Genomic DNA, 25,517 nt, shown 5'->3' on the forward strand with positions numbered 1-25,517 from the left:
CGGGTACGGGGACCATCATGGACTTCCGGACCGGCCGATGCCTGGTGGTAACGGCGGAGAGACGCCCGCGACAACCCGGCAACCCTGTGAGGGCATGGAGCGTCCTAAGCTGGACTAGGGGGAAAACCGCCGGAAACGGCCTCGACGAGCGAGGGGAGCAGGGTCCATGGGACTAGCGAGCGCGCTGCTTTCGTTCGCGCACAGCCTGTTCGGGCCAGGGATCTGGCCTGGGGACTGGGTGTGGGCGACGAGCACCGCGGGAGCGCTGGTCGCGCTGCTGCCCGCACTGGGAGCGATGATCGTCGCGATCATCCGCAAAGGCACCGGCAATCGCTACGACGTGGTGACCCTGTCCGTCTTCGGCGGGATCGGCGTGGTCGCCGTCTTCCTCCTGCCGTGGCTGCTGGCCACCGGGGTTTCGCAGACGTACCAGGAGGCCGCGTCCAAGTCGGGCGGTCAATCCGGCTTCTCCGGCAGTGATCTGGCGACCTACAACGCCGACTACAGCCCGCTGATCGGCAAGCAGAGCGAATACCTCGGCCGCGGCCAGAACGTGTACGAGGTCCTGTTCTACCCGAACGGGATGCAGCTCAGTTACATCTTCTACCTGATCCTGCTGGTCGGGCTGCCCGCGCTGTCGCTGCTGTTCGTGATGCTGCAGGCGCGTACCGCGTTCCGCCGGGGCCCGAAGTGGCCTTCGCGGTTCTTCTGGATCCCGTTCGTGCTGATGGTGCTGGCGAGCGTGGGTATGGGCGCGAACACGGCCGTGCACTTCTGGCTCGGGTTCTTGCCGTTCAGCGTGCTGGGCCTGATCCCGGTCGCGCTCGTCGGTCCGCCGCCGTGGTCGGTGATCAACCGGCCCGACCCGCAGCCCCGGCAGAAGGTGGAGCCGTATCGCCCGGAGCCGCCCGCCCCGAAGCCGCAACCGCAACTGCCGCCCCCGCCCGCCAAGCAGTACCCGGCGACCGCTCTGGCGCAGGCGCCCGAACCTCCTGCGCTCGCCGCGGCCCCGGGCCCGATCCCGCCTCCGCCGGGTTCCCGTAACTCCGGCGGCAGCCGCTACAAGCGCGTCCGGCGGCTCGGCCACGGTGGTTTCGGCACCGTCTGGGAAGCGGTCGACACGCAGCTCAACCGCACGGTCGCGCTGAAGATCGCGCACGCGCCGGACCGGGACACCGAGGAACGGATGCAGCGCGAGGCCCGTGCGCTGGCCGTGGTGAACCACCCCAACTGTGTCAAGGTGTACGACCTCGTCGAGGAACCCGACGGGCTCGCGCTGGTGATGGAGTACCTCGAAGGGCGATCGCTGGCCGAGATCGTCGACTCGCAGGGCCCGCTCGACGACATCGCCGCCGGACGGCTCTGGTCGACCATGGCGGGCGCGCTCGCGGCTGCGCACGAGAAGGGTGTCCTGCACCGGGACCTGAAGCCGTCGAACATCATCCTCGACCGCAACGGGCTCGCCCATCTGATCGACTTCGGCATCGCCCGCAGTCAGGGCGATTCGAAGATGACCGCGACCGGGATGATGATCGGCACGCCGGACTTCGTCGCCCCCGAGCAGGCGATGGGCTCGCCGGCCAGCCCGGCGTCGGACGCCTGGCAGCTCGCAGCGACGGTGAGCTACGCGCTCTCGGGTCAGCCGCCGCGCGGCACCCGGGAGACGCCGATGGCCGCGCTGATGGCCGCCGCCCGCGCCGAACCGGTGTCGAAGCTGCCGAACCGCAGCGCCCACGCCCGGATCCTCATCGCGTCGCTCGACCAGGAGCCACGCCGTCGTCCGACGCTCACCGCCGTGCAGCGCGACGTCGAAGGCTGGCTCGCCCGGGCCGGGAAGTCGCCGGATGGCCCGGTGACGCAGATCGTGACGCGTCGCCCTCCGCAGCAGCAGCCGCAGCCCCGCCAGCAGCCGCAGCCTCAGCGTCACCCGCGCTGACCTGTGAAAAGGGAGCAAGGGACCTTTGCTACCACTTGTCTCGACATCGAGATAAGTGGTAGCAAAGGTCCCCTGCTCTCCTCAGTCGACGATGACCCAGGTCCCGCCTCGCCAGGCCATGGTGAACGTCTTGGGCTGAGCCGCCATCATCGCGATCTGCGGCGCGATCGCACCCGGCGGGACGACGACCTTGTCCGGCCCCTTGCTCTGCAGTTTCGCCCGGTCCACGCGGGTGGCTTTCAGCTTCTTCACGTCGTCGGCCGAGAGCATCCCGAACTGCATCGGGGTGAGCTGACGGCATTCCTTCATCCCACCGTCGAACGCCGGCCCGGTGATCCGGCAGACGGTTTCGAGGTCCTTGTCGCCCAGCGCGTGGTGGTACTCCTCCATCACGCTCGCGGCGCCGTCCGGGGTGTGCGCCACGGCGCCGCCGGCGGCGGGCGTGGTGGCCTCGGAGACGGTCGCCGCGGTCGCCGAAGGCTTCGAAGCGCTGGCTTGTGTCGTGCTGGTGGCAGGCGCTTCGGAAGTGCTCGGAACGGCCGAGGTCTGCGGCGACGCCGTTCCCGGCGTCTGCTCTTCGCACCCCGCGATCAAGAACAACGCCACGGCCGCACAGGCCGCTCCGAGCGGTCGGATCGTCATGATGCCCCCTGTAGAGCTGCTGTTGACCAGCGAAGAGTAACAACTCGGGGGCAAGTGTCACACTTGAATCGGGAAAATCACGAGGTTGCTCGACCGATCGCGGTCACTTCCAGGACGGAAGCCACAACTCGGCGTTCCAATGCTCGTTCGTGATCGCGTTGCCGTTCAGGATCGGCCACAACCAGGCGAAGTTGGCCACGACGAGCCCCACGTAGAGGGCGACGACGAGCAGGCCGGTGCCCCGCCGCTCGAATCCGCGTTTCGCGCTGCCGAGGATCTGCCCGAGGACCAGCGTCAACCCGAGTACCAGGAACGGCGCCAGCGGCGTCGCGTAGAAGTAGTACATCTGGCGGTCGAGGTTGGTGAACCACGGCAGGTATCCGGCGAGGTAGCCGACGAGCACGGCGGCGTAGCGCCAGTCCGCGCGGAAGACCGAGCGCCACACGCTCCAGCCGAGCATCGGCAGCGCCAGCCACCACATCGCCGGCGTCCCGATCAGCATCGTCGCCCGCACACAGGTCGACTCGCCGCAGCCGGTCGCGTCGGTGCCGCCCGCGTACGCGTACAGCATCGGCCGCAGCCCCATCGGCCAGGTCCACGGCTTCGACTCCCACGGATGCGGTTTGTCCTTGGGCGTCACCAGGTTCGCGTGGAAGTCGAGCACGTTCATCGAATAATCGCCGAGCGACCGCAACGCGGGCGGCACCCAGGCCCAGAAACCCGGATCGATCTCCTTGATCGCCACGTAGTTGCGGTCGGTCGCGGTCTCGCTCGCGAACCAGGCCCAATAGCAGGCGAAGTACACCAGGATCGGGATGACGACGATCGCCCACAGCGCGGGCAGCACGTCGCGGCGCAGCGTGCCGACCCAAGGTCGCTGCACCCCGGCGGCCCGGCGCGCGGCGACGTCGAAGAAGACGGTGAGCAGGCCGAACGCGGCGATGTAGTAGAGCGCCGACCATTTGACCCCGAAGGTCAGCCCGATCATCAGGCCGCCGGCGAACCGCCACCAGCGGAAACCCAGCTTCGGGCCGAACCGGGATTCGTCGATCCAGCCTTCGCGGACGGCCACGGCGAGCCGTCGTCGCACCTGGTCGCGGTCGCACAGCACACAGGCGAACGCGGCGAGGACGAACAACGCGATGAAGATGTCGAGCATGCCCATGCGTGACTGCAGGTGCAGGACGCCGTCGCTGATCACCAGGATCCCGGCGACCGCGCCGAGCAGCGTCGACCGCGTGAGCCGCCGGGCGATCCGGATGGTGAGCAACACGATCAGCGTGCCCGCCAGCGCCGGCATGATCCGCCAGCCCCAGGCGTTGTAGCCGAACATCCACTCGCCGATCGCGATGAGATGCTTCGCCAGCGGCGGGTGGACGATCAGTTCGTAGCCGTAGTTGTCCTCATAACCGCCGTTGCGCAGCATCTGCCACGCCTGCGGGACGTAGTGCTTCTCGTCGAAGACGGGGGTGCCCTTGTCCGTGGGCGTCCCCAGGTTCTGGATCCGGACGATGCCGCCGATGAGCGTCAGCACCAGCGTGACGATCCAGCCGCGAAGGCGGTCCGTCGGCATGCCGCGGCCGAGGAGGGTGGCCTCCCGGTCGTTCGGTGGCCTGAGCGCGTCGACCGGGTCCGGCCGCACGCTCTCGTTGTCGCGGGTCAGCAGTGCGGTCACGGGGCATGATCCTACGGGCGGAAGAGTGAACTCGGTGTCCGGATCTGCGAACCGGTTAACCTTCGGGAATGACCGAAGGACGCCTCGTGCTGGCAGCCACCCCGCTCGGAGACGTCCGTGACGCTTCGCCGCGCCTGTCCGAAGCCCTCGCGACGGCCGACGTGATCGCCGCCGAAGACACCCGGCGCCTGCGCTCCCTCACCGCCGCCCTCGATGTTTCGCCGGTCGGACGCGTCGTCAGTTTCTACGAGGACGTCGAGACCGCCCGTCTGCCGAAACTGCTCGAATCGCTGCAAGCGGGCGAGACGGTGCTCCTGGTGACCGACGCCGGGATGCCGAGCGTTTCGGATCCCGGATTCCGCCTGGTGGCGGCCTGTGTCGAGGCGGACGTGCCGGTGACCTGTCTGCCCGGCCCGTCCGCGGTGACCACGGCGCTCGCGCTCTCCGGCCTGCCCTGCGACCGATTCTGTTTCGAAGGTTTCGCCCCGCGCAAGCCCGGTGAACGCGCGAAATGGCTCGGTTCGTTGAAGGACGAGCCCCGCACAGCCGTGTTCTTCGAATCTCCGCATCGCCTCGCGAGCACCCTCGCCGACGCCGCCGAGGTCCTGGGCCCCGAGCGTCGTGCCGCCGTCTGCCGCGAACTGACCAAAACCTACGAAGAGGTCAAACGCGGCAATCTGCCGGAATTGGCCGCTTGGGCCGCCGAAGGGGTCAAGGGCGAGATCACCGTCGTTCTGGCGGGTGCGCCGCCGCGTGCGGTGAGCGTCGAGGACCTGGTCTCCGAGGTCTCGTCGCGGGTCTCGGCGGGTGAACGCCTCAAGTCCGCCGCCGCCGAGGTCGCCGAAGCGGCCGGGGTGTCGAAGAAGGAGCTCTACGACGCTGTTCTCGCTTCCCGCAAGCGCTAGGACAGCAAGGCCGTCACGGCCGCGTGCGCCTTCCCGGCATCGGGTTCGTCGCCGGTGATGACATCGGTGTAGATGAAGGACTCGCCGATGCGCACCAGCAGGTAAGCCAGGTCTTCGACCGGCAGCGGGGGAGTGAGCCGCCCGGCCTCGACCTCTTCGTCCAGGAACTCGCGCATCTTCGCGATCGCGCGGCTCTGCACCACGCTGGCCTTCGTCGTCAGGATCCGCAACGCCCGCTCGGGCTCGTTGCGCAGGAACTCCCGGAACGGTTTCGAGCCGTTCACGGTCCGGACGAAGGTGCCGACGAGTTCCGCGATCCCTTCCGCGCCGCGCCCGAGCTTGCCGGAAGACCGCGCTTCGAAGACCTCCACGGTCATCGACCACAGGATTTCGCCGAGCAGCTGATCCCGGCCGCCGACCCAGCGGTGCAAGGTCGCCCGGCTGATCCCGAGCTCGCTCGCCAGCTCGCCCATGTCCACCCGGCGCCCCTCCAGAAAGCGGGCGCGCGCGATCGTGAACGCGCGCAGGGCGTCCGGGCGCGGCGAGGTCAGCTGGCGTTCGAGTGCGGTTTCGATGCGTGAAACATATCACGCGGTGTCTCATGCATGAGACATATGTAAGAATGTCTCATCTCGACGAGGAGGATGCGGATGCGCGCAGTACAGGTGACCGAGTTCGGCGGACCCGAGGTGCTCAACCTCGTCGACCTTCCCGATCCCGTCCCCGGCCCAGGTCAGCGGCTGGTCGAGGTCGACCGGATCGGCATCAACTACGCCGACACGCATCAGGCGGAGAACTCGTACCTCGCGCCGAGCAAGCTCCCGCTCGTCCCCGGCGGCGAGGTCGTCGGCCGCACCGCCGACGGCAAGCGGATCGTCGCGCTGCTCAACGGCGGCGGCGGTTATGCCGAGCGCGCGGTGGCCGACGACGTCACCAGCTACGACGTTCCCGACGGCGTCGACGATCTGACCGCGCTCTCCTTCATCGTCCAGGGCACCACGGCCTCGCTTCTGCTGCGCAAGAGCGCCCACCTCGAACCGGGGGAAACCGTCGTCGTGCACGCGGCCGCGGGCGGGGTCGGCTCCATCGCCGTGCAGCTCGCGAAGGCATGGGGAGCGAGCCGGGTCATCGCGACCGCCAGCAGCGACGAAAAGCGCGCCCTCGCCCTCGAACTGGGCGCCGACGTCGCCATCGATTCGCGGGCCGAGAACATGACCGACGCGCTCCGCGAGGCGAACGGCGGCAAACGCGTCGACATCGTGCTCGACATGACCGGCGGCCCGGTCACGGACCAGAGCATCGCGGCCCTCGCGCCGTTCGGCCGTCTCGCGTTCTACGGCATGGCCAGCCGTGAGAACCCGAAGCCGATCGAAGCCCGCAACCTCCTCGGGCACAGCACCGCCGTGGCCGGGATGTGGCTGCCGCACGCGTTCAAGCTTCCCGGCAACGTCTTCGGCCGCGCGCTCGACGAGCTTTTCGAGCTGGCTCTTGCCGGCCGGGTTCGCGCCGTCGCCGGTGGCGAGTACGCGCTGTCCGACGCTCGCGCCGCCCACGAGGCCCTGCGCTCGCGCGGCACGATGGGCAAGCTCCTGCTGGACCCCACCAAGTAGTCAGCCGAGCAGACGCTCCAGCGGCGCGGACTTGTGCAGGCATTCCTGCCATTCCGCGTCGCTGTCGGAGTCGGCGGTGATCCCGCCGCCGACTCCGAGCGCGATCGTGCCTTCGTGGATTTCGAACGTTCTGATCGCGACGTTCAGTTCCAGGCCGGCGATCGGCGAAGCGAGGCCGATCGCGCCGGTGTAGACGCCGCGCGCCGTGGGCTCCAGCTCGGCGATCAGGTCCAGCGCGCGGATCTTCGGCGCGCCCGTCACCGAACCCGGCGGGAACGTTGCCGCGAGCAGGGCGGCGTCGTCGATCCCGGCGGCGAGCGATCCCTCCACAGTGGACTCCAGATGCCAGACCCCCGGCGCGGGCCGGACCGCGAGCAGTTCGGGGACACGCACACTGCCGGTGGCGCACACCCGGCCGAGATCGTTGCGGACGAGATCGGTGATCATCACGTTCTCGGCGACGTCCTTGGTGGATTCCCGAAGCCGCCGCGCGAGGTGTTCGTCAGCGGCGTTCCGCCGCGGCAGGGTTCCCTTGATCGGCGTCGACCGGACAGTTCGCCCATGTCTGGCAAGGAAAAGCTCAGGGGAGAATGACACGACGGAGCCCCAGTCCCCGGCGAGGAACGCCGCCCGGCGGGCTCCCAGGCGACGCACGCCTTCGGCGAACAACGCGATCGGATCGCCGGTGAACGTTCCGCCGAAGCGGGCGCAGATGTTCGCCTGGAAAAGCTCGCCGGCCTCGATCGCGTGCACGCACGCCTTCACGGCGTCGTAGTGCTCCGAAGGAAGCGGCCGTGACAACGGGCCGGAACTCCAAGTCATCGCCTCGGGGAGCTCGGCGAGCGCGGATTCCATCGCGGACACTTCGTCGACCGGATCCGGATCGCCGTCGGGAATCAGGGCTTCGAACCACCAGGTTCCGTCCGCGTCCAGCCGGAGAATCCGGTCGACCCAGCCCCACGCGGCCGGGGGGAGCGATCCGGAACGGCCCGAAGGATCGGTCAGGTCGTAGCTCAGGTAACCGAACCAGCCGCCCCCGACCGCACCGGGCACCGCGTCACGGACGTCAGGCATCCGAGTGGGGATCGAGAACGCTTCGGTCACGTCATGGACCGGAGTCAGCGAAGCGTTAAGCGCGATGACCGCGCGCGAAGAGAACCACTCGCCGCAAAGCGCGGCGGGCGGTGCGAGCCCGAGCTTCTCGGCGCGCGCGCCGAGGACCGCCAGTGCCCGTTCGGGCCCGACGTCGGTCCGCAGCTTCCGGCACATCAACCGCACGCGACATTGTCGCCGTTCGAGTGGCCGGAAAAGCAACCCGCCTCTGCCGGAAAGTGAGATCCGCGACCACATGGTGACGTCGTGCGCATCCCCCGTCACGCAGCGGAAACTACAAGAGCACGTCGGTCAGTTTGAAGGGATAGACCACCGCGTCCTGCGCGATCGGTCCGTCCACACCGGGCAATCCGGCGCCGAAACCGTGCTGATGCAATCCCAGCCGCGAGTGGAACCAGCCCGGTCTTCCCGGGATTTCGTTGTGCCTGACCAGCCACAACACTACTTCGCTGTCCGCCCATTTGTCCGGCCGCAACCGGTTCGTCCAGCAGTCGAGCCCCGCGTACACCAGGACGCGTTCGACGCGCGCCGCCTGCCTGACGTGTTTGATCCACGCTTTGATGAACCGGTCGTCGACGCTGGGTGCCTCCACTTCGAGCGCGGGCGCGAGCGAACCGGGTGCGAAAGCGCCGAGCGCGCTCGCCGTCCGCACGAAATGCTCGGCTTGGTCGTGGACGGCACCAGGACGTGCGTAGTGCCGCGCGCCGGTGTGGATGCCGACATGTTGCGCGCCGGCCAGATTGCGTTCCGCCGCGGCGTCCCGCCAGTTGGTGTTCTCTGTGACGGTGACCGACGCGAACCGGATGTCGGCGCCACGCACCGCCGCCCAGTCCGTCACCGTCTCACGGTGGGACAGGGTGACGCCGTGCTCGCCTTCCGGATCTATCAAACCCACCCGCCTCGAATTCGCCCCAGTACGACCGAAAGGTCACCTTACGTCCGCGGAGCGGCCGCAAGGTGACCTTTCGGTACAGCGTGTCTCAGGCGTTTTCGCGTTGGAACGTCCGCGAGCCCCACCAGATGGCCAGAACGGCCATGACCAGCACCACGACGCTCCCGGTGAACAGCGCGTCCATCGAGAAGTCGCCGCGGAAACTGTTCCGCTCGACATCCACCACGTGCCGGAACGGATTGATGCGGGAAATCGTGTACAGCCAATCCGGCGCCGAGCCCGCGGTGATCGGGATCAGGATTCCGGAAAGCAGCAGCAGTGGCATGAGAACCGCGTTGAGCAAAGCCGGGAAGGCGTCTTCGCTCTTGAGGGTCAGCGCTAGCGCGTACGAGCACGACGCCAGCGTGACCGACAGGAGGAAGACGATCACCAGGCTGAGCACCACGCCGCTGAACGGCGCGTTCAGGTCGAAGACCAGATACGCCAGCGCGATGATGAGCAACGCCTGGACGACGGTCTGCAACGCGTTGGCGAGCACCTTGCCCAGCAACAAGGCCACCCGGCTCACCGGGGTGACCCGCAGGCGTTCGACCACGCCCGACCGGTATTCCGCGAGGAGCCCGAACCCGACGAACGAACTGCCGAACAACGCGAGCTGCGCGATGATCGCCGGGGTGAAGATCATCCATCCGTCCACATCGGACAGGCCCTGCGCGTTGAGCGCCTTTACCAGAAGCGGCCCGAAGAAGAACAGGTAGAGGAGCGGCTGCATTATGCCGATGGCGAGCCACGTCGGGTTGCGCAACGCCGCGAGCATGTCACGGCGGAAGATCAACCAGGTGTCATGCAACATGCGTGGTCTCCTTCTCCTCGGCGGAGCCGGTCGGCGCGCCCTCTTCGGCGTCGCGCAGGCTCCGGCCCGTCAGGGTCAGGAACACGTCGTCGAGCGTCGGCCGGTGCACCTGCATGGACGTCATCGCGATGCCACGCGCGTCGAGCGCCCGCAGCAGTTCGGGCATCGCGGTGTCCCCGCGCGGCACCCGGAAACGCACGGCGCCGTCGGTGACCGTCATTTCGTGAGCCCCTTCGAGGTGGCCCGCGACCTCCGCGGTCTCCTTCGCCGACTCCGGTGAGACGCCGATGACGACACTGTCGCCGGAAACCCTCGCTTTCAAGGAGTCCGGCGTGCCTTCGGCGACGATCTTCCCGTCATCGATGACGATCAGCCGGTCCGAGAGCGCGTCGGCCTCGTCGAGGTAGTGCGTGGTCAGGAAGACCGTGACGCCCTGCTCGTCGCGCAGCCTGCGGATGTGGTCCCACAGGTTCGCCCGGCTCTGCGGGTCGAGCCCAGTCGACGGTTCGTCGAGGAAGACGAGCCCGGGCGAGTGGATCAGCCCGAGCGCGATGTCGAGCCGGCGGCGCTGTCCACCCGACAGCGTCGCGGTCGTCCGCTGGTCGAGCCCGGCCAGGTCCAGCTGCTCGGCGAGAACGGCCCCACGAGCGAGCGCGTCCTCCTTGCTCATCCGGTACAGCCTGCCCTGGAACTCGATCTCCTCGACGACCTTGCTCGCCGGCGCGGTGCCGCCGCCCTGTGCGACGTAACCGATTCGCCGGCGCACCCCCAGCGGGTCGGCGAGCAGGTCGCAGCCGCCGACGGTCGCCTCACCGGCGGTGGGCTTGAGCAGCGTCGTCAGCATGCGCAGGGTCGTGGTCTTCCCCGCGCCGTTCGGTCCGAGGAAGCCGACCAGTTCCCCGGCCGACACGTCGAGATCGACGCCCTTGACGGCGTGGACCTCGCCCCCATTGCGGCCCTTGCGGCGGAACCGCCGCTCAAGGCCGCGTGCCTTGATCATGTCTACTCCTTTCGGTGCCCGGCTAGTCAAGTTTGACTAGTGGCTGGACGCACTGTGCCCTAGGAGTCGTTCCATAGTCAAATTTGATTACTTGGGCGGCGCGCCGAACACCGCTTCGTCGTCCGCGCCTTCGCCCGCCATGACGTACTCGCCGGCTTCGAGACGGCCGATGAGATCCCTCATCCAAGTCACGTTGGCGTCCGCGTGCACGCTCCACAGGCGGTACAGCTCACTCACGTGGGGAGGCTTTCCCAGATCGACGGCGTGTTCACGGGCGTAATGAGTCGACTGGGCGTGCGCTTCCATATTCGCCAGCTGCTGTTTCAGCAACGCCAGCACCTGCGCGCGGGGCAGCGTCGGCATGAAGATGACCGCCGCCGAGAGCGAGTACCCGGTGGCGTCCTCGCTCGACAACGCCCTGCCGAGTTGCACGACGAACTCGGTTTCGCCGTCTTCGGTCAAGCTATACGCGACCCTGTCGGGCCCGCCGTCCGCTTCTATGTCCTCGACCTGTTCCAGAAGGCCTTCGGTGGTCATCTTCTTCAGCGCGTGATAGATCGAACCCGGCTGGACGTTGCCCCACTTGTCGGCCGCCCACGAGAGAAGCTCGCGCCGGACCTGGTAGCCGTGCGCCTTGCCGTACATGCGCACGACACCCAGCACCAGCAGACGCGTGGCGGACACCGAGGCCTCCGATCCTCTCCCGGACAACAATGCCTTAGACGACGTCCGTAGGCTAAACAAGCATGAGCACCCCAGTGTTGACTGCGGTGGCCTGGCCCTACGCCAACGGCCCCCGCCACATCGGCCACGTGTCCGGATTCGGCGTCCCGTCCGACGTCTTCTCCCGCTACCAGCGAATGGCCGGCAACCGGGTGCTCATGGTGTCCGGTACCGACGAACACGGCACCCCGATCACCGTCCAGGCCGACAAAGAAGGCATGACCTCCCAGCAGACGGCCGACAAATACACCCGCCAGATCGGCCAGGACCTGCAAGGGCTCGGCCTCACCTACGACCTGTTCACCCGCACCACCACGGGTAACCACGCCGAGGTCACGCAGCAGATCTTCCTCGCGCTGCACCGCAACGGCTACGTCGTCCCCAAGACGACCCGGGGCGCGATCAGCCCCTCGACCGGCCGCACCCTGCCCGACCGCTACATCGAGGGCACCTGCCCGATCTGCGGTTACGACGGCGCGCGCGGTGACCAGTGCGACAACTGCGGCAATCAGCTCGACGCGGCCGAGCTGATCAACCCGAAGTCCCGGATCAACGGTGAAACGCCGAAGTTCGTCGAGACCGAGCACTATTTCCTCGACCTCTCCGCCTTCGTCGAGACCCTGGGCAAATGGCTGTCCAGCAAGACCGACTGGCGTCCGAACGTCCTCAACTTCACCAAGAACCTGATCGACGACATGCGGCCGCGGCCGATCACCCGCGATCTCGACTGGGGCGTGAAGATCCCGCTGGACGGTTGGCGCGACCAGCCGATGAAGCGCTTCTACGTCTGGTTCGACGCGGTCATCGGCTACTTCTCGGCGAGTGTGGAGTGGGCGCGCCGGACCGGGAACCCGGACGCCTGGCAGGAGTGGTGGAGCAACCCGGAGGCCCGCTCCTATTACTTCATGGGCAAGGACAACATCACCTTCCACGCCCAGATCTGGCCCGCCCTGCTCTTCGGTCACAACGGTGAGGGCGACCGAGGCGGCGTGCCCGGCAAGTACGGCAAGCTGCACCTGCCCGACGAGATCGTTTCCAGCGAGTTCCTCACGATGAGCGGCTCGAAGTTCTCGACCTCGCGTGGCACGGTCATCTACGTGCACGACTTCCTGCGCGACTTCGGCCCGGACACGCTGCGGTACTTCATCTCCGTCGCCGGCCCCGAGACCCAGGACACCGACTTCACCTGGGACGAATTCGTCCGCCGGACCAACTTCGAGCTGGCCAACGAGTGGGGCAACCTCGTCAACAGGTCCATCTCGATGGCGCACAAGAACGTCGGAGCCATCCCGCGTCCCGACGCCCCCACGGCCGCCGACGAGGAGCTCAAGGAGCTCTCCCGCAAGGCGTTCGACACCGCCGGCGCCCACCTGCAGCGGTCTCGGTTCAAGGCGGCGGCGAGCGAGGCCATGCGCGTCGTCACCGCGGCCAACCGGTACCTCTCGGACCAGGAGCCGTGGAAGCTCAAGGACGACCCCGCGCGGCGCGACAGTGTTCTGCACACCGCCTTGCAGGTCGTCTCCGACGCCAACACGCTGCTGACCCCCTTCCTGCCCCACTCGGCGCAGAAGGTGCACGAGGCCCTCGGCGGCACCGGCGTCTGGGCGGCCCAGCCCGAGCTGCAGGAAGTCGAGGACCTCGACATCCCCGGCCGGATCAATCCCATCCTCACCGGGGACTACAAGGCCGAGCAGGCGCGCTGGAAGTCCGTGCCGATCGAGGTCGGCAAGCCTCTGGAGAAGCCGACCCCGCTGTTCGCCAAGCTGGACCCGGAGCTCGGCGAGACCGGTCCCGAATGGGCGCCGATCTCGAAATGAGCAACTGATGGGTGCGGAGAAGAAGGAACTGCCGCCGATCCCGGACAGGTTGCCGGTTTCGGTGGTGGACGCGCACACCCACCTCGACGCGTGCGGCGCGGTCACCGCGGCTGATGTGACAGCCATGGTCGACCGCGCCGAGCGCGCCGGCGTGTCGCGGGTGATCACCGTCGCGGACGATCTCGCGGCCGCTCGCTGGGCCGCGCAAGCGTCCACTTGGGACCCGCGGGTGTGGGCCGCCGTCGCGATCCATCCCACGCGTACCAAGGAATTCGGCGAAGCCGAGAAATCCGAAGTGGAGAGTCTCGCGAAAGAGTCCAGAGTGGTCGCGGTCGGCGAGACCGGTCTCGATTACTACTGGGACTATTCGCCCCACGACGCCCAGCAGGACGCTTTCCGGTGGCACATCGATCTCGCCAAGCGCATCGGCAAGCCGTTGATGATCCATGATCGAGACGCTCACGACGACGTTCTCCGGATCCTCGAGGAAGAGGGAGCGCCCGAGGAGGTCGTCTTCCACTGTTTCTCCGGGGACGAGCACGTCGCGCGCCGCTGTGTCGACGCGGGATACGTGCTGTCCTTCGCCGGGACGGTCAGCTTCCGCAACGCCCGAGGGCTCCATGAGGCCGCACGGATCGTTCCGGCGGACCAGTACCTCGTCGAAACGGATGCTCCCTTCCTGACCCCGCATCCGTTCCGTGGGCGGCCGAACGAGCCCTACTGCGCCGCCTACACGGTTCGGCACCTCGCCACCCTCAGGGGCGAGGCGGTGCACGAGGTGGCCGAATCGGTGCGAAAGACCGCTGAGCGGGTCTTCCGTTTGCCGACAGTCACCACGGGTTGAACGGATTGCGACATTAGTGATCAGCAATGGTCCACTCTGATGAGTGACCAACGTCACGACACTCCGGGCGGTGTTTGCGCAACCCGGCGAGGTTCGTTACTGTCCCGTGATCGTGCCGGTCGGTACCCGCTCATGCGGTTTCCGGCTGTTACGCCCACAGTCACGTCAGTGCACGTCGGGGAAGCGGAACCAGGAGCGGTACGGCCTGGAACCGTGACGATGGCGCTGGCTGCGGGTGTCGGACTTCTAGAGGTGTGCCGAAGAGTGCATCGAGACGAAGGACGTAGTGGAGCGGTTGTCGAGCTCCTCGACGTCTTGGGAAAGGGAACGACCCAGTGACTGGTAGCAGTAGGCAGGATGGCTCGCGCCTCGGCGCAGAGACGAACACCTTCGCTTCCGCCGGCTCGGTCGCCGTGCTCGACCGCGACACCCACTACGGCGAGCTCGACTACTCCGACGATCCGCGCATCACGCACCAGGACGTCCTGGCCGCGCTCGGCCCCGACGCCGACGCCCTGATGGCCGAGATCGACGTCGACGTCGACGAGCTGATCCGCCTCATCAGCGCCGAGACCACCATGCTCCCGCCGATCGTCATTCCGGACGAGGTGGCCGAGGACCGCACCGCGGGCGCGCCGATGAAGGTCGCGACCAAGGACGAGGTCATCTCGAACTCGACCCGCGTCTGGAAGAAGCGGTTCCTCAAGGGGACCGTCATGGCGGTGCTTCTCACCCTCGGCGGTGGCGGCGCGGCCGCCATGGCGATGAACAAGAGCGTCACGCTCGACGTCGACGGCAAGCAGCAGACCGTCCACAGCTTCGGCGACACCGTCGGCGAGGTCCTCGAAGACGCCGGTCTCTCGGTCGGCGCGCACGACTCGCTCTCGCCCTCGCCGCAGGCCGAGGTCGGCGACGGCGGCGTCATCAAGCTGGAGCGCGGCCGCAAGCTGAACCTGATCGTCGACGGCGCGCCGCAGCAGGAGTCCTGGGTCCGCGCGACCAACCTCGGCGAAGCGTTGAACCAGCTCGGTCGCGCCGACCTCGCCAAGGCCGGCACCTGGACCTCGCTCCCGCAAAACGGTGAGCTGCCGCTCGAGGGCGCCACCGTGGAGGTCAAGACTCTCAAGAACGTCACGGTCTACGACGGCGCGAACGAACCGCGCAAGGTTCAGACCAACTCGGTGACCACCCAGGAATTCCTCGGTGAACTCCGGATGACCCTCGGCCCGGACGACGAGGCCGTCGGCGGTCTCGACGTCAAGCTGGTCGACGGCGCCGAGGTCCACATCAGCCGGACCGGCGTCACCATGGTCAAGCAGAACGAGGAAATCGCTCCGCCTGAGCAGAAGGTCGACGACCCGGAGCTCGAAAAGGGCAAGACCAAGGTCGAGGACCCGGGCACACCGGGGCAGAAGACCGTGACCTACAAGGTCACCAAGCGCAACGGCAAAGAGGTCGGCCGCGAGAAGGTCTCGGAAGAGGTCATCACCGAGGCCAAGCCCAAGATCGTCAAGGTCGGTACCAAGAAGCCCGCCGATCCGGTCATCGGAGACGCCGGAGCCTGGGACCGCATCGCCCAGTGCGAGTCGACCGGCAACTGGGCCGCCAACACCGGCAACGGCTACTACGGTGGCCTGCAGTTCAACAAGAGCACCTGGGACGCCTACGGTGGCGAGCAGTACGCCGCGTACCCGCACCAGGCCAGCAAGGCCCAGCAGATCGCTGTCGCCGAGAAGGTCCGCGACGCGCGTGGTGGCTACAGCGCTTGGCCGCACTGCGGCAAGAAGGCCTGACGCCAGATCGTCCTCCTTTCCTGAAGGTCACCATGTGGGTTCGCCCGCACGGTGGCCTTCAGGCCGTTAGAGGCTTCTGCGGCTGTGTCGGATTCCCGGATCTAGGTCTCGACAGTCGTGCCCACCATCGAGGGGGACGTAGGTGGGCGACATTTCGGGGTCCTCCAGCCGCGGTGGCCGCTTGTACGCCTTCGTCGCCGCGGTGGCGGCCCTGTGGCGGCATCTGGGTGGGCTTAGGGTGACTCGCCGGTTCCTCGCTGGGCTGTGCGGGCTGAGGCTCCTCAGCGGCCCGCTCCGCGGTCTGTCGGGGCGCGGGGATGTCCGGGCCGGCCTCCGCGAGATCGACGATCTCTGAGAACGCGTCGCCGCGTCTCTCCGCCGGCGCACGGTTGTCGGCTACTTCGCCGGGAGCCGGATACGCGCGCGGCACCAGGAGCGCGTTCAGGCGGGCGCCTGTCTCGGGGTCGAGGTTCCCGCGCATGTCCCAGCGGCCGGTCCGTTTCTGGCGCAACCAGAATTCGCTTCGTCGACGTTTCGGCTCGGGATCGTCCTTGGGCTTCCCGTCCGGATCGTGTCGTGCGAGCAGGTCGGTACCTGCCATGGTGACGTCGCGCGGTCTTGCGACAGCCGCGAGTTCGACCAGACCCTTTTCGGCGTCAAGCCGCTCGTCCGCGTCGAGGTGGTCCGGCAGCCTCTTCATGACGGTGACGATCCGGTCGATACCCGCCTCGGCCAACGCGCCGGTACTGGCCGACTCGCCGGTCAACGGCGCGACGGGGTCGATCGACGTGCCGTCGCGCGCCCGTCTCGAATTGAGCGCGAGCGCTCTGCTTGCCACTTTCTGTGCCTCTGCTCGAGGCACTCGAGCCACATGCTCGTAGAAGGCGGCGATCGAGTTGTATCCGTAGAGGTCTCGGACCCCACGTGCCTCGATCTCGGCCAGGATCTGGCCGACTTCGGCGAACAGACGTCGCCCTTCGCGTAGCCGTGTCTGCAACTCGTCGAGGAGCAGTTCGGCGTCGCCTTCCGGCAGGTTGAGCGGGAAGGCCTTGGGAGTATTTGTGCTGGTCATCCCTCGATTGTCGAGGCAGATTCGAACGAATGCACGGTATCGATCGGGTGGATGATCATTACGCTCCGGCTGCGCTGACCTGCGCCGATCACACGGGAGTGGGATACGTGTCAGTTCGAAAACGCCATACGGATGGTGGGGGCGGGATCACGGCTCGGCGCTCAACTGGTTCATCCGGTCCCACTCCTCCCGGAGCACCCCGTAGACGACGGCGTCATGCACGCCTCCGGACCAGCGTCGAGCGCGTCGGAACCGGCCCTCCTCGACGAATCCCAGCCGCTGCCCGACGGCGATCATCCCCGGATTCCCCGAGAACGTGGCGAAGTCCAGGCGGAGCGTGTCGGTGCGAGCGAACAAATAGGTCGTCCACAGGCGTAAGGCCTCAGTGCCGTACCCGCCGCCCCAGTACCGCTCGTCGTAGATCACCAAGCCCATCCGCCGCCAGTCGGTCTGCCTGCTTTCCCAGTACCAGCTGACCCTGCCGATCAAGCCGCCGTCCTTCAGATCGCATACGGCGAGGCTGGCGCGGGGATCGGAGGGCTCGGCCGTGGGCGTGGTGAGTTCGCGTGCCGTCGAGTCGGCCGCTGCCGCGCTCGGGGTGCCGAAGTAGGGCCCGTTCGTTTCGTGCCAGGGCCGAGTGGGATCGAGTAGGTCGCGAAGCGGTCGAAGGTCGCTCGGCGTCCAGTCGCGCAGCCGGACTTTTTCGCCCTCGAGTACGACGTCGTCCACCGGCCAATAGTGGCCCACCGGGGCTGGTTACGATCGTCGGGTGACTGAACTGCTCGGTCCTGCGGAGATCAGGGCGCTGGCGGCCGAGCTGGACGTACGTCCGACCAAGAAGCTCGGCCAGAACTTCGTGCACGATCCCAACACGGTGCGACGCATCGTCGACCTCTCGGGGGTTGGCGAAGGCGATGTCGTGTTGGAGGTCGGGCCAGGCCTCGGCTCCTTGACGCTCGGACTGCTCGCGACCGGCGCCGAGGTCGTCGCGGTCGAAATCGATCCCGTGCTGGCGGGGCGATTGCCGAATACCGCCGCCGAACGGGGCGGAGCCGAACGATTGACGGTCGTCGGCGCGGACGCGTTGAGGATCACGGCGGACGACCTGCCCGCGCGTCCGACGGCGCTCGTCGCGAACCTGCCGTACAACGTCGCGGTTCCAGTCGTGCTTCACCTACTCGCCGAGCTGCCGTCGCTGACCAGTGGCCTCGTGATGGTCCAGACGGAAGTGGCGGACCGGATGGCGGCCGGCCCGGGGAGCCGGACCTACGGCGTCCCCAGCGTCAAGCTCGCGTGGTACGGAAAGGCGCGCAAGGTCGCCGCGGTGCCTCGCGCGGTGTTCTGGCCCGTTCCGAACGTGGACTCCGCACTGGTCGCTTTCGAGCGGGGTGAGGTGGTGTCGTCCGTGGACCGGGAGCGATTGTTCGCGGTGGTCGACGCCGCTTTCTCCCAGCGGCGGAAGACCTTGCGCGCCGCGCTGGCGTCATGGGCCGGTTCCGCCGAACGGGCGGGGGCGCTGCTCGAGAAGGCGGGTATCGATCCCAAGACGCGCGGTGAGCAGTTGGATGTCCACCAGTTCGCGCGGATCGCCGCAGCCGCGGGTTGACCGCCTGCCAGGGATGTGACCGGCACCGCGCGAACGCCCCTCGGCCCAGGTCAGCACGAGTGCGTAAGTCTTCCTCTCGATCTGTATGAGCCGGCATTGTCTTAGCAGGTAGCCCGCCTGAGGCAGGCCGAAGGCGCCTGCCTTTGTTCCAATATATGGACAGCGGATCCTGTATGATGGACGCGACCAGACGTGTGATCTGCGCCTACGCGCTTGCTTTCATCCAGTGGGATCGGTTTTACTCAGTGAGCCATCCCGAGCGACTGAGAGACCTGGCTCGCCGAAGTCGCAGCAACCACCCTCCACAGGGCAGGTGCTACAGCCAGGACCGATGGAGGCTGTGCCTAATGAACAGGGTCACCCACCCGCTCCTGCTGACCAGGCGACGTGTCGTCGATGAAGGTCGCCGCACGGTAAGTGCGTGTCGACGCTCCACCGTTACTGCCTGAGTCCTTCTCCCTTACCTCTGAAAACCGTCCGTTTCCGGACGGTCACTCGGTGACGGTCGGCGCGCTCGAAAGAAGCAGCGCCCCATTCGCATGGAGCCTCTCGTGATCACTGTCGAAAACCTGTCCAAATCCTTTCCCCTCAACGGAAATCCCGTCGTCGCGCTGCGCGATGTGAGCGTGGACATCCAGGCGGGCTCGCTGTTCGGAGTCGTCGGCCCGGCGGGCTCCGGCAAGTCGACCCTCGCTCGTTGCATCGGTCTTCAGGAGCGCCCCGACCGCGGCGTCGTCCGCCTCGACGGCCTCAACACCGGGACGCTCGACGGACGCCGGCTGCGCGAGATCCGGCGGCAGGTCGGTGTCGTGAGCACCAAGCCGGAATTGCTCGCCGAGCGCACCATCGCCGGCAACATCGCCTCCCCGCTCGAACAGCTCGGTCTCGACGGGCCGCAGCGTCGCAACCGGGTCGGCAACCTGCTCGACCTGGTCGGTCTCACCCCTCGGGCGGGGCAGCGGCCGGGTGACCTGTCCGAAGGGCAGCTGCGCCGAGTCGCCATCGCCAAAGCGCTGGCCGCCGGGCCGTCCGTGCTCTTGGCCGACGACCCGACCGCCGGTGTGCAGTCCGAGGAGACCGGCGCGGTCCTGACCGTGCTCGACCGGGCCCGTGCCGAGCTCGGAGTCACCGTGCTGCTCACCACTCCCGACGCCGGCGTGGTTCGCCGTGTCTGCGACGACGTCGCGGTTCTGGAGGCTGGGGCGATCATCGAACGAGGGACCGTGCTCGACCTGGTTTCCGACCCGAACAGCCGGACCGCGCAGGCGCTGCTTCCCGCGATCGAGACCGGGCGGGCGCAGGCCTCGAAGTACGACCGGGCAGTGGACGTCGTGCTCGTCGGCTTCGCTTCGGTCGGTGCGCTCCTCCCGGAGGCCGCCGGTCGCTTCGACGTCGAACTCGCCACCATCGGCGGCGGCCTGACCCGGATCGGCGACACGCCGGTGGGCCGGTTCCGTCTCGGTGTGCGAGGTGAGCGCGCGGACGCCGCGCTCGCCTGGATCGCCGAACGCGGCGGCCACGTGACCCACCCGGTCCGCGGACCGCAGGGTGTCGCTGCCTGATTCCTCCACGAACGGGCCGCTCAGGACGAAATCCGTCCGGGGCGGCCCGTTCGTGTCCGACTCGTCCTGTTCTCTTTTCTCCTGGTGGCAGCGCAAGTGGAACGGCCACGTAGGCTTGACGGGTGCTCGCCGTCGTACCGCCCCCAGTAACCGTCAGGGTTCCCGCCAAGGTCAACCTGCACCTGTCGGTCGGTGACGTACGCCCGGACGGTTACCACGAGCTGGTGACCGTGTTCCAGGCGCTTTCCTTGACCGACGAGGTGACCGTCGCGGTCACCGAAGATCCCGGTGTCGAGGTCTACGGCGAAGGCGAAGGCTCCGTACCTACGGGGGCCAACAACCTCGCTTGGAAGGCGGCGCAGGCGCTGGCGGCACATGTCGGCAAGGCGGACGGCGAGTCCAAGGTCAGGGTCGTACTGCGCAAAGGCATCCCGGTGGCAGGTGGGATGGCCGGTGGTAGCGCTGACGCGGCCGCGACCCTGGTGGGGCTCGCGTCGCTTTGGAAGCTTGACATCTCCCGAGACGAACTGGCGGGTATCGCCGCGAAGCTCGGCAGTGATGTCCCGTTCGCGCTCTATGGCGGGACCGCGTTGGGCACCGGCCGGGGTGAGCAGCTGGTGCCGGTTCTGTCGCGGCACACCTTCCATTGGGTCCTGGCCTTCGACCAGCGAGGTCTTTCGACGCCGAGGGTGTTCGGCGAGCTGGACAAGTTGCGTGAAGAGGGCAGCCCGCCGCGGATCGGTTCGCACACTCCGGTGGTCGAGGCGCTGGCGTCCGGTGACCCGCGGCAGCTGGCGCTGCTGCTCGGCAATGACCTTCAGGCGGCCGCCGTCTCGTTGCGGCCGGGGCTGCGTCGCACCTTGCGGGCCGGGGTCAACGCGGGTGCGCTCGCCGGCACTGTCTCCGGCTCCGGACCGACCTGTGCCTTTCTGTGCGCGGATGCCCAGTCGGCCGTCGAGGTCGCCGCAGAGCTGTCCGGCGCGGGTGTCTGCCGCACGGTACGCGTCGCGCACGGGCCGGTGCCCGGGGCGCGGCTGGTCGGCGGTGACGACGCTCCGCGGCCGTCTCCGCCGCGGGTGCACGCGTGAGGGTGTCCGAAATGGACATCGACTAATTCGTTGTGGTGCAAGCTTTTCGGAAAGGATCGGCTGAGGCATGGCCAACTTGGTCAACCTGGAGTCGGTGAGCAAGTCCTTCGGGGTGCGCCCGCTGCTCGACGGTGTTTCGCTCGGTGTGGCGGAGGGGCAGCGTATCGGTGTCGTCGGTCTCAACGGGGGTGGGAAGACGACGCTGCTGGAGGTTCTCGCGGGGATCAGCGAGCCGGATACCGGACGGGTCAGTCAGGTCCGTGGCTTGCGGATGGCCGTGGTCACCCAGCGGACCGAGCTGCCCGCCGGCAGCACCGTCGGCGATGTCGTGCTGGAACGTTACGGTGCGGAGCACGAGTGGGCCGCTGACGCGCGTGTCCGGTCCATTATGGACGGTCTGGGGATCACGGCTCTCGGCGTCGAGAAGGAAACCGCGAACCTGTCCGGTGGTGAACGCCGCCGGGTGGCGCTGGCGGCCGCTCTCACCGGTGAGCTGGACCTCGTGGTCCTCGACGAGCCGACCAACCACCTGGACGTCGAAGGCGTCCGCTGGCTCGCGGATCACCTGCTGAACCGCAAGATCGCGGTCGTGGTCGTCACGCACGACCGGTGGTTCCTCGACACGGTCGCGAGCCTGACCTGGGAGGTCACCAACGGCCGCGTCGAGCAGTACGAAGGCGGGTACGCGGACTGGATCTTCGCGCGGGCCGAACGGGCGCGACTGGCGGCGACCGCCGAGGAGAAGCGGCAGAACCTGGCGCGTAAAGAGCTCGCGTGGCTGCGTCGCGGCCCGCAGGCCAGGACCTCGAAGCCGCGTTACCGCGTAGAGGCGGCGGAGGCGCTGATCTCCGATGTGCCGGAGCCGCGTGATTCGGTCGAGTTGCAGGCGTTCGCGCGTCGGCGGCTGGGCAAGACCGTGCTGGAGATCGAGGACGCCACGTTGACCGTCGGCGACCGCACCCTGCTCGATCACGTCACCTGGCGGATCGGCCCCGGCGACCGGGTCGGTCTCGTCGGCGTCAACGGGTCGGGCAAGACCACGCTCCTCAAGCTGCTCGGTGGCGACAAGGAACCCGAGACGGGGCGACGTATCCAGGGCAAGACGGTCAGCCTCGCGCACCTGCGGCAGGAGCTCGACGACCTGCCGGGTGATCTGCGCGTGCTGCAGGCGATCGAAGAGGTGTCCGGCCGGGTCGTGTTCGGCAAGCAGGAGCTCACCGCTTCGCAGCTCGCCGAGAAGCTGGGGTTCCCCGCGGCGAGGCAGTGGACGCCGGTCGAGGACCTTTCCGGTGGCGAACGACGTCGTCTGCAGCTGTGCCGGCTTCTGATGGCCGAGCCCAACGTGCTGTTGCTCGACGAGCCGACGAACGATCTCGACATCGACACTTTGCAGCAGCTCGAAGACCTGCTGGATTCCTGGCCGGGCAGCCTCGTCGTCGTCTCGCACGACCGGTACCTGGTGGAACGCGTCTGCGACACGATCGTGGCCCTGTTCGGCGACGGGCAGGTGACCCACTTGCCCGGCGGCATCGAGGAGTACCTGGACCGGCGCGCCAAGAGCCTCGAGAAGGCAGGCAGTGACCGGAAGACAGGCAACGCGCAGGCTGGCGCACCCAAGAAGAGCGCCGCGGAGCAGCGTGCGGCGCAAAAGGAGCTGTCCCGTCTCGAACGCAAGCTCGACCAGCTGCACGCGAAGGAAGAGAAGCTGCATGCGGCGCTGCTCGCCGCGGCGACCGATCCGACGAAGCTCATCGAGCTGAACACCGAACTGAAGGCTGTCGAAACGGAAAAAGAGGAGGTCGAAGCTCAGTGGCTCGAGACCTCCGAAGCGATCGAATGAGTTCACGCGACGGCGCGCGGGTCTTCCAGCGCGGACAGTAGTGTGACGCGCATGAGTCGGTTCGTGGACACGCTCGTCGCCACCGCGGCGGGGCGAGGTCAGCAGCGGGGAATGGTCACCGGGGAGCCCAAGGAGCCGGTTCGGCGGACCTGGGCCGAGATCCACGAGCAGGCCAAACGGGTCGCCGGGGGTCTGGTGGCGGCCGGGCTGGAGCCCGGCAAAGCGGTCGCGGTCCTGGCGGCGGCGCCGTCGCTGATCGCGCCGACGGTTCAGGCGGTTTGGCTCGCCGGCGGCAGCGTGACGATGCTGCACCAGCCGACGCAGCGCACCGACCTCGCGGAATGGGCCGAGGACACCGTTCGCGTGCTGCGGATGATCGGTTCCGGCCTGGTTCTGCTCGGTGAGCCGTTCGACCAGCTGGCGCCGGTGCTCACCGAGCACGGCATCGCCTTCCAGGTCATCACCGAGCTCCTCGAAGCGGAACCGTTGGCGGAGCCCGTGCCGACGGCCGAATCGGATACGGCGCTCCTGCAACTGACCAGCGGGTCGACGGCCGACCCGAAGGCCGTTCAGATCACCTACGGAAACCTGTATTCGAACGTCAAGGCGATGGTCGATCGGGCCGAGTTCGATTTCGACGTCGACGTGATGGTCTCGTGGCTGCCCACCTTCCACGACATGGGGATGGTCGGCTTCCTGACGGTCCCGATGACCTTCGGTGTCGAGCTCGTCAAGATCACGCCGCTCGAGTTCCTGTCCGGACCGTTGATCTGGCCGCAGCTGATCAGCAAGTACAACGGCACGACCACGGCCGCGCCGAACTTCGCGTACGCGATCGTGGGCAGGCGGATGGCCCGCGTCGAGGACGACAACGCGTACGACCTCTCAAAGCTTCGGATCGCGTTGAACGGCGCCGAGCCGATCGACGAAACGGCCGTGCAGACGTTCGTCGATGCCGGGGCGCGCTTCAAGATGCCCGCCGAATGCGTCTTTCCGGCGTACGGCATGGCGGAGGCGACTCTCGCGGTTTCGTTCGCGCCGTTGTTCACCGGCTTGACGCTGGACGTCGTCGAAGCCGACGCGCTCGAGACGGACAACCGCGCGGTGCCGGTGCCCGAGGGCGACTCGCGCCGCGGGACCGACGAGGTCCGGTCCTTCGCCGTGCTCGGGCCACCGCTCGACGGGCTCGAGGCCGAGATCGTCGACGACAAGGGAACCGTGCTCGGGGAACGCCAGGTCGGGGAGATCCGCCTGCGGGGCGAGGCCGTGACGCCGGGGTACCTGACCATGGACGGTCCGCTCGCGACCCAGGACGAGGACGGCTGGCTGCTCACCGGCGACCTCGGTTACCTGGTCGACGGCATGATCGTGATCTGCGGGCGTCGCAAGGACGTCATCATCATGGGCGGCCGGAACCTGTATCCGACCGACATCGAACGAGCGGCGACTTCGGTCGAAGGGGTGCGCGCGGGGAACGCCGTGGCCGTGCGGCTCGACGCCGGCAGCCGACGGGAACGGTTCGCGGTCGTCGTCGAATCGAAACTCGCCGGGGACCCGGAGACGGAGAAGGCGCTGGCGAAGGAGGTCGCGGCCAAGGTGCGCGGCGCCGTCGACATGCGGCCCTTCGCTGTTGTGGTGCTCCCGGCGGGGAGCCTGCCGAAGACACCCTCAGGCAAGGTGAAGCGGGCCGCGACCGCAGTCCAGTTCGCGGACAAGATCGCCAAGAACGCGGCGACCAGCTGAGACGAAAGGGCCGGGTCCGCGAGTATCGCGGCCCGGCCCTTTCGCGGCACCTCCCGTTGGTCAGCGGCGTCGCCACAATGGCTTGCGGTTATGGGTGTGCTCCAGTGCGGGCGCTATGTAGTAGCCGGAAGACTGGGACAACCCGGCCAACGTCCCCTCGACGTCTCGCAGGAACGCGTCGACGGCTGCCGGGTCGTAGCCTCGTTTCGAGAGCGGCGCTTTGGCGAACGCCACGTTGTGGACGTCCGAAACCGACAGGTCGTCGTCGCCGTCGAGAGTCGCCGCGACCCGTTCGAGGAAGGCGTCGACCGCGGGTTCGTGGTAGCCACGCGCACCGATCGGCGCCCTGTCGAACTGCCGGGTTCTGGCCTCGAACGCGGTAACGGGCACTAGCGCTCCCGGAGGGTCTCGATGGGACCGCGGTCCGGAACGGCGCGTTCGGCCGTGGCTTCGTCTTCTCCTCGGGCGCCGGGCACGTGGAGTGCGTGCTGGCCGGTGCGGTGGGCGAGTTGCCCCTCGACCTTGTCGAGGAAATCGTCGACTTCGCGTTCGTCGTAGCCGCGCTTCCCGATCAACGGACGCGAGAACATGACGTGGTGGACCTCGGCGGCCGTCAGGTCGTCCCGGTCCGAGAGCGTGTCGGCGATCCGTTCCAGGAACGCGTCGACCTCGTGTTTGGCGTATCCGCGCCGCCCGATCGGGGCGTTCGGGAAAGTGGCGCCGGTGATGTCTTCGGCCGTAAACGACATGAAACTCTCTCCGGTTTCGGTGGGGAATGCGATCTCCGCATTCCGTCCTAACGG

General features: G+C 67.8%; 23 protein-coding genes and 1 riboswitch. Of the genes, 11 read left to right on the forward strand and 12 right to left on the reverse strand.

All coding sequences use genetic code 11. The features are described from left to right. Nucleotides 1-166: 166 nt before the first annotated feature. A complete protein-coding gene (locus DMC64_RS11660) occupies nucleotides 167-1,936 on the forward strand; it encodes a serine/threonine-protein kinase (RefSeq protein WP_125733483.1) in 1,770 nt (589 codons plus the stop codon). A gap of 81 nt (nucleotides 1,937-2,017) precedes the next feature. Here DMC64_RS11660 and DMC64_RS43210 read toward each other — a convergent pair whose 3' ends face one another. Continuing rightward, the gene (locus DMC64_RS43210) at nucleotides 2,018-2,578 is read right to left on the reverse strand and encodes a hypothetical protein (RefSeq protein ID WP_233629623.1); all 561 of its coding nucleotides are present in this window, start codon (nucleotides 2,576-2,578) and stop codon (nucleotides 2,018-2,020) included. Nucleotides 2,579-2,681: 103 nt separating this feature from the next. Further along, nucleotides 2,682-4,253: a dolichyl-phosphate-mannose--protein mannosyltransferase gene (locus DMC64_RS11675; protein ID WP_125733485.1), complete on the reverse strand. Its 1,572-nt coding sequence runs from the start codon at nucleotides 4,251-4,253 to the stop codon at nucleotides 2,682-2,684. A 68-nt stretch (nucleotides 4,254-4,321) separates the two neighbouring features. Between DMC64_RS11675 and rsmI the strand changes: the two genes are divergently transcribed. After that, a complete protein-coding gene (rsmI, locus tag DMC64_RS11680; protein WP_125733486.1) occupies nucleotides 4,322-5,158 on the forward strand; it encodes a 16S rRNA (cytidine(1402)-2'-O)-methyltransferase in 837 nt (278 codons plus the stop codon). On the opposite strand, the gene DMC64_RS11685 is transcribed toward rsmI, so the two are convergent. Next, on the reverse strand, nucleotides 5,155-5,631 hold the full coding sequence (locus tag DMC64_RS11685; RefSeq protein WP_228708412.1) for a QsdR family transcriptional regulator: 477 nt from the start codon (nucleotides 5,629-5,631) through the stop codon (nucleotides 5,155-5,157). The genes rsmI and DMC64_RS11685 overlap by 4 nt on opposite strands. 177 nt (nucleotides 5,632-5,808) lie before the next feature. Here DMC64_RS11685 and DMC64_RS11690 point away from each other — a divergent pair, with 177 nt between their 5' ends. Beyond that, entirely contained in the window at nucleotides 5,809-6,768 is a 960-nt protein-coding gene (locus DMC64_RS11690) for a zinc-binding dehydrogenase (protein WP_037340602.1), read from the forward strand. On the opposite strand, the gene DMC64_RS11695 is transcribed toward DMC64_RS11690, so the two are convergent. The 5 genes from DMC64_RS11695 to DMC64_RS11715 form a co-directional block, all read right to left on the reverse strand. Then, on the reverse strand, nucleotides 6,769-8,046 hold the full coding sequence (locus DMC64_RS11695; RefSeq protein ID WP_125733487.1) for an aminodeoxychorismate synthase component I: 1,278 nt from the start codon (nucleotides 8,044-8,046) through the stop codon (nucleotides 6,769-6,771). A 109-nt stretch (nucleotides 8,047-8,155) separates the two neighbouring features. Further along, nucleotides 8,156-8,770, reverse strand: coding sequence for a glycoside hydrolase family 25 protein (locus DMC64_RS11700; RefSeq protein WP_037342442.1), 615 nt, complete (start codon nucleotides 8,768-8,770; stop codon nucleotides 8,156-8,158). A 91-nt stretch (nucleotides 8,771-8,861) separates the two neighbouring features. After that, entirely contained in the window at nucleotides 8,862-9,626 is a 765-nt protein-coding gene (locus tag DMC64_RS11705) for an ABC transporter permease (protein WP_037340604.1), read from the reverse strand. Then, nucleotides 9,616-10,626 (reverse strand): ATP-binding cassette domain-containing protein, encoded by a 1,011-nt coding sequence (locus DMC64_RS11710; protein ID WP_125733488.1) that lies wholly within the window; start codon nucleotides 10,624-10,626, stop codon nucleotides 9,616-9,618. The genes DMC64_RS11705 and DMC64_RS11710 overlap by 11 nt, the downstream gene beginning before the upstream one ends. 87 nt (nucleotides 10,627-10,713) lie before the next feature. Next, nucleotides 10,714-11,310, reverse strand: a complete 597-nt coding sequence (locus tag DMC64_RS11715; protein ID WP_125733489.1) for a PadR family transcriptional regulator — start codon at nucleotides 11,308-11,310, stop codon at nucleotides 10,714-10,716. Nucleotides 11,311-11,372: 62 nt separating this feature from the next. Between DMC64_RS11715 and metG the strand changes: the two genes are divergently transcribed. From metG to DMC64_RS11730, 3 genes are all read left to right on the forward strand, one after another. Continuing rightward, a complete protein-coding gene (gene metG / locus DMC64_RS11720; RefSeq protein ID WP_199754954.1) occupies nucleotides 11,373-13,166 on the forward strand; it encodes a methionine--tRNA ligase in 1,794 nt (597 codons plus the stop codon). A gap of 7 nt (nucleotides 13,167-13,173) precedes the next feature. After that, entirely contained in the window at nucleotides 13,174-14,010 is an 837-nt protein-coding gene (locus DMC64_RS11725; RefSeq protein ID WP_125733490.1) for a TatD family hydrolase, read from the forward strand. Nucleotides 14,011-14,423: 413 nt separating this feature from the next. After that, nucleotides 14,424-15,803, forward strand: a complete 1,380-nt coding sequence (locus tag DMC64_RS11730; protein ID WP_037340616.1) for a resuscitation-promoting factor — start codon at nucleotides 14,424-14,426, stop codon at nucleotides 15,801-15,803. 58 nt (nucleotides 15,804-15,861) lie between these two features. On the opposite strand, the gene DMC64_RS11735 is transcribed toward DMC64_RS11730, so the two are convergent. Next, a complete protein-coding gene (locus DMC64_RS11735) occupies nucleotides 15,862-16,875 on the reverse strand; it encodes a DUF222 domain-containing protein (protein ID WP_125733491.1) in 1,014 nt (337 codons plus the stop codon). Between the two features lie 147 nt (nucleotides 16,876-17,022). Further along, nucleotides 17,023-17,604 carry a GNAT family N-acetyltransferase gene (locus tag DMC64_RS11740; protein WP_158634210.1) on the reverse strand — a complete coding sequence of 194 codons (582 nt, stop codon included), beginning with the start codon at nucleotides 17,602-17,604 and terminating at the stop codon, nucleotides 17,023-17,025. 40 nt (nucleotides 17,605-17,644) lie between these two features. Between DMC64_RS11740 and rsmA the strand changes: the two genes are divergently transcribed. The 5 genes from rsmA to DMC64_RS11765 all read left to right on the forward strand — a co-directional run bounded on the left by rsmA (nucleotide 17,645) and on the right by DMC64_RS11765 (nucleotide 24,714). Beyond that, nucleotides 17,645-18,481, forward strand: coding sequence for a 16S rRNA (adenine(1518)-N(6)/adenine(1519)-N(6))-dimethyltransferase RsmA (gene rsmA, locus DMC64_RS11745; RefSeq protein WP_125733493.1), 837 nt, complete (start codon nucleotides 17,645-17,647; stop codon nucleotides 18,479-18,481). Nucleotides 18,482-18,728: 247 nt separating this feature from the next. Then, a riboswitch (SAM riboswitch) is annotated at nucleotides 18,729-18,819 on the forward strand. A 213-nt stretch (nucleotides 18,820-19,032) separates the two neighbouring features. Beyond that, entirely contained in the window at nucleotides 19,033-20,043 is a 1,011-nt protein-coding gene (locus DMC64_RS11750) for a methionine ABC transporter ATP-binding protein (protein ID WP_125733494.1), read from the forward strand. A 122-nt stretch (nucleotides 20,044-20,165) separates the two neighbouring features. Next, nucleotides 20,166-21,131, forward strand: a complete 966-nt coding sequence (locus tag DMC64_RS11755) for a 4-(cytidine 5'-diphospho)-2-C-methyl-D-erythritol kinase (protein WP_007028772.1) — start codon at nucleotides 20,166-20,168, stop codon at nucleotides 21,129-21,131. Between the two features lie 67 nt (nucleotides 21,132-21,198). Then, nucleotides 21,199-22,971, forward strand: coding sequence for an ABC-F family ATP-binding cassette domain-containing protein (locus DMC64_RS11760; RefSeq protein WP_125733495.1), 1,773 nt, complete (start codon nucleotides 21,199-21,201; stop codon nucleotides 22,969-22,971). 51 nt (nucleotides 22,972-23,022) lie between these two features. Continuing rightward, on the forward strand, nucleotides 23,023-24,714 hold the full coding sequence (locus DMC64_RS11765) for a fatty acyl-AMP ligase (RefSeq protein WP_125733496.1): 1,692 nt from the start codon (nucleotides 23,023-23,025) through the stop codon (nucleotides 24,712-24,714). Between the two features lie 60 nt (nucleotides 24,715-24,774). Here the strand turns inward: DMC64_RS11765 and DMC64_RS11770 are convergent, their stop codons facing one another. After that, entirely contained in the window at nucleotides 24,775-25,104 is a 330-nt protein-coding gene (locus tag DMC64_RS11770; protein ID WP_038508226.1) for a DivIVA domain-containing protein, read from the reverse strand. Continuing rightward, entirely contained in the window at nucleotides 25,104-25,463 is a 360-nt protein-coding gene (locus DMC64_RS11775) for a DivIVA domain-containing protein (RefSeq protein WP_037340635.1), read from the reverse strand. Before DMC64_RS11775 ends, DMC64_RS11770 begins: the two co-directional genes overlap by 1 nt. Nucleotides 25,464-25,517: the final 54 nt, after the last annotated feature.

Source organism: Amycolatopsis sp. WAC 04197, from assembly GCF_003947475.1.
GTDB classification, from domain to species: Bacteria; Actinomycetota; Actinomycetes; order Mycobacteriales; family Pseudonocardiaceae; genus Amycolatopsis; species Amycolatopsis japonica.

Coding starts and splice junctions, on each gene's coding strand:
- DMC64_RS11710 (WP_125733488.1), bottom strand. CDS start 10,626: ATGATCAAGGCACGCGGCCTTGAGCGGCGGTTCCGCCGCAAGGGCCGC.
- DMC64_RS11735 (WP_125733491.1), bottom strand. CDS start 16,875: ATGACCAGCACAAATACTCCCAAGGCCTTCCCGCTCAACCTGCCGGAA.
- DMC64_RS43210 (WP_233629623.1), bottom strand. CDS start 2,578: ATGACGATCCGACCGCTCGGAGCGGCCTGTGCGGCCGTGGCGTTGTTC.
- DMC64_RS11705 (WP_037340604.1), bottom strand. CDS start 9,626: ATGTTGCATGACACCTGGTTGATCTTCCGCCGTGACATGCTCGCGGCG.
- metG (WP_199754954.1), top strand. CDS start 11,373: ATGAGCACCCCAGTGTTGACTGCGGTGGCCTGGCCCTACGCCAACGGC.
- DMC64_RS11690 (WP_037340602.1), top strand. CDS start 5,809: ATGCGCGCAGTACAGGTGACCGAGTTCGGCGGACCCGAGGTGCTCAAC.
- DMC64_RS11775 (WP_037340635.1), bottom strand. CDS start 25,463: ATGTCGTTTACGGCCGAAGACATCACCGGCGCCACTTTCCCGAACGCC.
- DMC64_RS11725 (WP_125733490.1), top strand. CDS start 13,174: ATGGGTGCGGAGAAGAAGGAACTGCCGCCGATCCCGGACAGGTTGCCG.
- DMC64_RS11765 (WP_125733496.1), top strand. CDS start 23,023: ATGAGTCGGTTCGTGGACACGCTCGTCGCCACCGCGGCGGGGCGAGGT.
- rsmI (WP_125733486.1), top strand. CDS start 4,322: ATGACCGAAGGACGCCTCGTGCTGGCAGCCACCCCGCTCGGAGACGTC.
- DMC64_RS11760 (WP_125733495.1), top strand. CDS start 21,199: ATGGCCAACTTGGTCAACCTGGAGTCGGTGAGCAAGTCCTTCGGGGTG.
- DMC64_RS11685 (WP_228708412.1), bottom strand. CDS start 5,631: ATGGGCGAGCTGGCGAGCGAGCTCGGGATCAGCCGGGCGACCTTGCAC.
- DMC64_RS11660 (WP_125733483.1), top strand. CDS start 167: ATGGGACTAGCGAGCGCGCTGCTTTCGTTCGCGCACAGCCTGTTCGGG.